General features: G+C 53.7%; 7 protein-coding genes. All 7 read left to right on the top strand.

Features of this window, described 5'->3' with window-relative positions:
* Positions 1-602 precede the first annotated feature (602 nt).
* The 7 genes from rpmH to AWR26_RS25635 all read left to right on the top strand — a co-directional run bounded on the left by rpmH (position 603) and on the right by AWR26_RS25635 (position 5988).
* Complete coding sequence (gene rpmH, locus AWR26_RS25665) at positions 603-743, top strand: 50S ribosomal protein L34 (RefSeq protein ID WP_000831330.1); 141 nt, start codon at positions 603-605, stop codon at positions 741-743.
* A 16-nt stretch (positions 744-759) separates the two neighbouring features.
* On the top strand, positions 760-1119 hold the full coding sequence (gene rnpA / locus AWR26_RS25660; protein WP_035886831.1) for a ribonuclease P protein component: 360 nt from the start codon (positions 760-762) through the stop codon (positions 1117-1119).
* Complete coding sequence (gene yidD / locus AWR26_RS25655; protein ID WP_071531959.1) at positions 1083-1340, top strand: membrane protein insertion efficiency factor YidD; 258 nt, start codon at positions 1083-1085, stop codon at positions 1338-1340. Before rnpA ends, yidD begins: the two co-directional genes overlap by 37 nt.
* Positions 1341-1342: 2 nt before the next feature.
* Positions 1343-2989 carry a membrane protein insertase YidC gene (gene yidC / locus AWR26_RS25650; RefSeq protein ID WP_007369395.1) on the top strand — a complete coding sequence of 549 codons (1647 nt, stop codon included), beginning with the start codon at positions 1343-1345 and terminating at the stop codon, positions 2987-2989.
* 106 nt (positions 2990-3095) lie between these two features.
* Entirely contained in the window at positions 3096-4460 is a 1365-nt protein-coding gene (mnmE, locus tag AWR26_RS25645; RefSeq protein ID WP_064568924.1) for a tRNA uridine-5-carboxymethylaminomethyl(34) synthesis GTPase MnmE, read from the top strand.
* A gap of 197 nt (positions 4461-4657) precedes the next feature.
* Positions 4658-5401: a 4'-phosphopantetheinyl transferase family protein gene (locus AWR26_RS25640; protein ID WP_064568923.1), complete on the top strand. Its 744-nt coding sequence runs from the start codon at positions 4658-4660 to the stop codon at positions 5399-5401.
* A 20-nt stretch (positions 5402-5421) separates the two neighbouring features.
* Entirely contained in the window at positions 5422-5988 is a 567-nt protein-coding gene (locus AWR26_RS25635) for an NADPH-dependent FMN reductase (protein WP_064568922.1), read from the top strand.
* Positions 5989-6000: the final 12 nt, after the last annotated feature.

Below are 6000 nucleotides of genomic sequence, written 5' to 3'. Positions count from 1 at the left end.
GGCGGACTCCACTCGAACGAAAATCGATAAATAAAAGACAGAAACATTAAAGTTTTTTGACGCACATCGATAAGACCCAACCGGGTGACGTGCGAACCGCTATCTACGGTTTGTGCCCTAAGAACGATCCTGGATCGCGATCGGGACCGCGGATCATAGCGTAAACCGCCGCAGAGATCTTCTGTTTCTCACAGATTCTTTATGATTTATCCACAGGGCAATTTGGAACCGGCTAAGTGTAATCGATCCTCGCAGGCGTGCGGCACGTTTTAGTCCGCATATTGGAAAATTTAATGAGTAATGATGATTTATTGCTTAAACGATCTAATGAAGATCCTGGAGGATCCTTGCGCTTTGCCGTTTGCCCCGTATAATTCTGCCCCCGGCGCGTCTTGCTCATTTCGGGCGTCGAATGCAGCTTATTTTTTGCGCGATTATGTGCGAAAATACGCGCGCTATAAGGAAAGAGAATTGACTCTGGAGTGTACAATTATTACAATCCGGCCTCTTTAATTACCCATGGCTTGCGCGCCTGTCGTTCGATATCCGTTCAGGCATACGCAAAAGTCAGTGAATTTATTCAAGTTTAGGTAGAAACCGCCATGAAACGCACTTTTCAACCGTCTGTACTGAAGCGCAACCGTTCTCACGGCTTCCGTGCTCGTATGGCTACTAAAAATGGTCGCCAGGTTCTGGCTCGTCGTCGCGCTAAAGGCCGCGCACGTCTGACCGTTTCCAAGTAATAAAGCTAACCCCTGAGTGGTTAAGCTCGCTTTTCCCAGGGAGTTACGTTTGTTAACTCCCACTCATTTCACTTTCGTCTTCCAGCAGCCACAACGGGCTGGCACGCCGCAAATCACCATCCTCGGCCGCCTGAATTCGCTGGGGCATCCCCGTATCGGTCTGACCGTCGCCAAGAAAAATGTTAAACGCGCCCATGAACGCAATCGGATTAAACGTCTGACGCGTGAAAGCTTCCGTTTACGCCAGCATGAATTGCCAGCAATGGATTTCGTGGTGGTGGCGAAGAAGGGGGTTGCCGACCTCGATAACCGTGCTCTCTCGGAAGCGTTGGAAAAATTATGGCGCCGCCATTGTCGCCTGGCTCACGGGTCCTGATAGCCCTGATTAGGGTCTATCAACGCCTGATTAGTCCGCTACTTGGGCCGCACTGCCGTTTCACCCCCACCTGTTCGCAATATGGAATTGAGGCATTGCGCAGGTTTGGAATGTTAAAAGGCAGTTGGTTGACAATGAAACGCGTATTAAAATGCCACCCTTTACACCCGGGTGGCGACGATCCCGTCCCGCCAGGACCTTCTAAAACCAGAGAACACTAACGATGGATTCGCAACGCAATCTTTTTATCATCGCTTTGTTGTTCGTGTCTTTCATGATCTGGCAAACGTGGGAGAAGGATAAAAATCCTCCTCCGGCGCAGCAGCAGACCACGCAGACTACGACCACCGCAGCGGGTAGCGCAGCCGACCAGGGCGTACCAGCCAGTGGCCAGGGGAAACTGATCACGGTGAAAACCGATGTGCTTGAGCTGACCATCAACACCCGTGGTGGTGATGTTGAACAGGCACTGCTTCCGACGTACCCGAAAGAGTTGGGCTCCAATGAGCCGTTCCAGTTACTGGAAACTACGCCGCAGTTTATCTATCAGGCGCAGAGCGGCCTGACCGGTCGTGACGGCCCGGATAATCCGGCTAACGGCCCGCGCCCACTGTATAACGTAGAAAAAGATGCGTTTGTGCTGGCTGATGGTCAGAACGAACTGGCGATCCCGCTGACTTACACCGACGCGGCTGGCAATACCTTCACCAAAACCTTCACGCTGAAACGCGGCGAATATGCGGTGAACGTAGGCTACAGCGTGCAGAACGCCGGTGATAAACCGTTGGAAGTAGCAACGTTTGGTCAGTTGAAGCAATCCATCAATCTGCCTTCTCACCGCGATACCGGCAGCAGCAACTTTGCGCTGCATACCTTCCGCGGTGCGGCGTATTCCACGCCTGACGCGAAGTATGAGAAATATAAATTCGACACCATCGCCGATAACGAAAACCTGAACGTCAGCTCCAATGGCGGCTGGGTTGCGATGCTGCAGCAATATTTTGCTACTGCATGGATCCCGCGTAACGAAGGTGCGAATAACTTCTATACCAGCAATCTGGGCAATGGCGTAGCCGCTATCGGTTATAAATCCCAGCCGGTACTGGTGCAGCCGGGTCAGACTACCGCGCTGAACAGCACCCTGTGGGTCGGCCCGGAAATTCAGGACAAAATGGCTGCGGCGGCGCCGCACCTGGATCTGACAGTGGATTACGGCTGGTTGTGGTTTATTTCTCAGCCGCTGTTCAAACTGCTGAAGTGGATCCACAGCTTCCTGGGTAACTGGGGCTTCTCCATCATCGCAATCACCTTTATCGTTCGTGGCATCATGTACCCGCTGACCAAAGCGCAGTACACCTCCATGGCGAAAATGCGCATGCTGCAACCGAAGATTCAGGCCATGCGCGAACGTCTGGGTGACGACAAACAGCGTATGAGTCAGGAGATGATGGCGCTGTACAAAGCAGAGAAAGTGAACCCGCTGGGCGGCTGCTTCCCGCTGATTATTCAGATGCCTATCTTCCTGGCGCTGTATTACATGCTGATGGGTTCCGTTGAACTGCGCCATGCGCCGTTCGCACTGTGGATCCATGACCTGTCTGCACAGGATCCGTACTACATCCTGCCGATCCTGATGGGCGTAACGATGTTCTTCATCCAGAAGATGTCGCCGACCACCGTGACCGACCCGATGCAGCAGAAGATCATGACCTTTATGCCGGTCATCTTCACGGTATTCTTCCTGTGGTTCCCGTCAGGTCTGGTGCTGTACTATATCGTCAGCAACCTGGTGACCATCATTCAGCAGCAGCTGATTTACCGTGGTCTGGAGAAGCGCGGTCTGCATAGCCGCCAGAAGAAAAGCTCCTGATACGCTGTAAGGCCGGGTAAGCAAAACGCCACCCGGCAAAAGGAACAACAAACAAAGGGCGGTCAGTTGACCGCCTTTTTTATTTTGCAATTTCGGAAAACATACCATGAGCCATAACGACACTATCGTCGCACAGGCAACCCCACCGGGACGCGGTGGGGTGGGCATCCTGCGTATTTCGGGCGTAAAAGCGCGAGACGTGGCGCAGGCGGTGCTGGGCAAGCTGCCTAAACCGCGTTATGCCGACTATCTGCCGTTTCAGGACACCGATGGCAGCGCGCTGGATCAAGGCATTGCGCTGTGGTTCCCGGGCCCGAACTCCTTTACCGGTGAAGATGTACTGGAGCTACAGGGGCACGGCGGCCCGGTGATCCTCGACCTGCTGTTAAAACGCATATTGACCTTACCAGGGCTGCGCATTGCCCGGCCGGGTGAGTTCTCCGAGCGTGCGTTCCTTAACGATAAGCTCGATCTGGCGCAGGCTGAAGCGATTGCCGATTTAATTGATGCCAGTTCCGAACAGGCTGCGCGCTCCGCGCTGAACTCGTTGCAGGGCGCTTTCTCCGCTCGCGTTAACCACCTTGTGGAAGCACTTACTCACCTGCGAATCTATGTAGAAGCGGCTATCGACTTCCCGGATGAAGAGATCGACTTTCTTTCAGACGGCAAAATCGAAGCCCAGCTGAACGACGTTATCGCCGATCTGGAGGCGGTGCGAGCCGAAGCGCGTCAGGGGAGCCTGCTGCGTGAAGGGATGAAAGTGGTCATTGCTGGTCGCCCAAATGCCGGGAAATCGAGCCTGTTGAACGCGCTGGCCGGGCGTGAAGCCGCTATTGTGACGGATATTGCAGGCACCACGCGCGACGTATTGCGCGAGCACATACATATTGACGGTATGCCGCTGCACATTATCGATACCGCCGGTTTGCGCGAAGCCAGCGACGAAGTGGAACGTATCGGTATCGAACGTGCCTGGCAGGAGATTGAGCAGGCCGACCGCGTGCTGTTTATGGTTGACGGCACCACCACCAATGCGGTTGATCCAGCGGAAATCTGGCCGGACTTTATTGCCCGTCTGCCCGCCAGATTACCGATCACCGTGGTACGCAATAAAGCGGATGTTACCGGCGAGCCGCTGGGTATCAGCGATGTGAACAATCACTCACTTGTGCGTCTCTCCGCGCGTACCGGCGAAGGCGTTGACGTGCTGCGTCAACATCTCAAGCAGAGTATGGGGTTTGACACCAGCATGGAAGGCGGTTTCCTGGCGCGTCGCCGGCACTTACAGGCGCTCGAGGCGGCCGCAGAACATCTACAACAGGGTAAAGCGCAACTGCTGGGTGCCTGGGCAGGTGAATTGCTGGCCGAAGAGCTGCGCCTCGCGCAGCAGAACCTGAGCGAGATCACCGGCGAGTTTACCTCCGATGATTTGCTGGGCCGCATCTTCTCCAGCTTCTGTATTGGTAAATAATTGTACGGAACGTCCATAAAAATGGCCGTTCCTGTTATAACGACGAATCCAGGTAAGGTGCTGGATTGAACAAACAAAGTGTAAATATCCCCGTTAGGACTTTTCAGATGCCAATTTCCGCACTAAAACCTATGGATTATGGGCGATAATATTTACTATCGATTCTATTCATCCAGACCATTATCACGGAGAGAAAAATGGCTACCCATTTTGCACGAGGGATAATTTCCGAAGGGCACCTTGTCTCCACCCGACTACCGGTGTCCTGTCACGATACGGCTCGCCAGCTTCCTGAGCATCGTCGCACACGTTTTCTTGCTTCCCGTGCATTACTCGCTGAAATGATGTTTATGCTGTATGGCACCAGCGAACTACCAGAGATAGTCATTGGATCCAGCGGCAAACCGAAGTTTGCCGACGTTAGTCTGCCGCACTTTTCGCTGGCCTATGCCGGGAATATGGTGGGTGTCGCCATTACAACTGAAGGCGAATGCGGTCTGGATATGGAGTTGCAACGCGCTACGAGCAGTTTTCACAGCGCGCACGCGCAGAAGCCGCTTTTCAGCAATAATGAGCTGCTGTGGATCAATAACCAAAACGATCCCAACGAAGCGCAAACCCAACTGGTAACGCTGCGCCAGAGTGCAATGAAATTGATCCATCAAATGCACGACGATCAAGGGCTGCTACAATTGTTGCCGGGCTCCGGACGTCTGCGTCTGACGCCGCTAACGCGGGTTGAAGTGATGTGTGATGCAGAAGATGTGCTGATCTGGTCTGTCGCGGTATCACCTGCCATTGAAAGCCTGAAAATATGGGAGTTCGATAGCCGTACCGGGTGGCGTTATCTCTCCGATGTGCAAACGCGCGCCAACGATCCCGCCTCCCGGTTAATGCGTTTCACCAGCTTGCCCGCAGAAAAAGCCCTGATCCTTAATTGATCCCAAAATGAGGAGTCATCATGTCGGTTGAACTCAAGGTTGTGACCCTGCTCGGTAGCCTGCGTAAAGGCTCTTTTAATGCCATGGTCGCGCGCACATTGCCTAAGCTTGCGCCAGCGGGCATGGACATCACTCCGCTGCCTTCGATTGCCAATATCCCGCTGTACGATGCCGATATTCAGCAAGAAGAAGGTTTCCCGGAAAGTGTGCAGGAGCTTGCCGAACATATCCGTGCGGCTGACGGCGTAGTGATTGTGACGCCGGAATATAACTATTCGGTGCCGGGTGGTCTGAAGAATGCGATTGACTGGTTGTCTCGCGTACCAGAGCAGCCGCTGGCGGGTAAGCCGGTGTTGATTCAGACCAGTTCAATGGGCGCGATTGGCGGCGCGCGTTGTCAGTATCATCTGCGTCAGATCCTGGTGTTCCTTGATGCGATGGTCATGAACAAACCGGAGTTTATGGGCGGGGTAATTCAAAGCAAGGTGGATCAACAGACGGGAGAAGTGGTCGATCAAAGCACGCTTGACCATCTGACTGGCCAGCTTACGGCTTTCGGCGAGTATATTCAGCGCGTCAAACCGTGATGAAAACCCCTC

It is taken from the genome of Kosakonia oryzae, from assembly GCF_001658025.2.
Classification (GTDB): domain Bacteria; phylum Pseudomonadota; class Gammaproteobacteria; order Enterobacterales; family Enterobacteriaceae; genus Kosakonia; species Kosakonia oryzae.
This window is presented reverse-complemented; position numbering and strand designations above follow the sequence as displayed.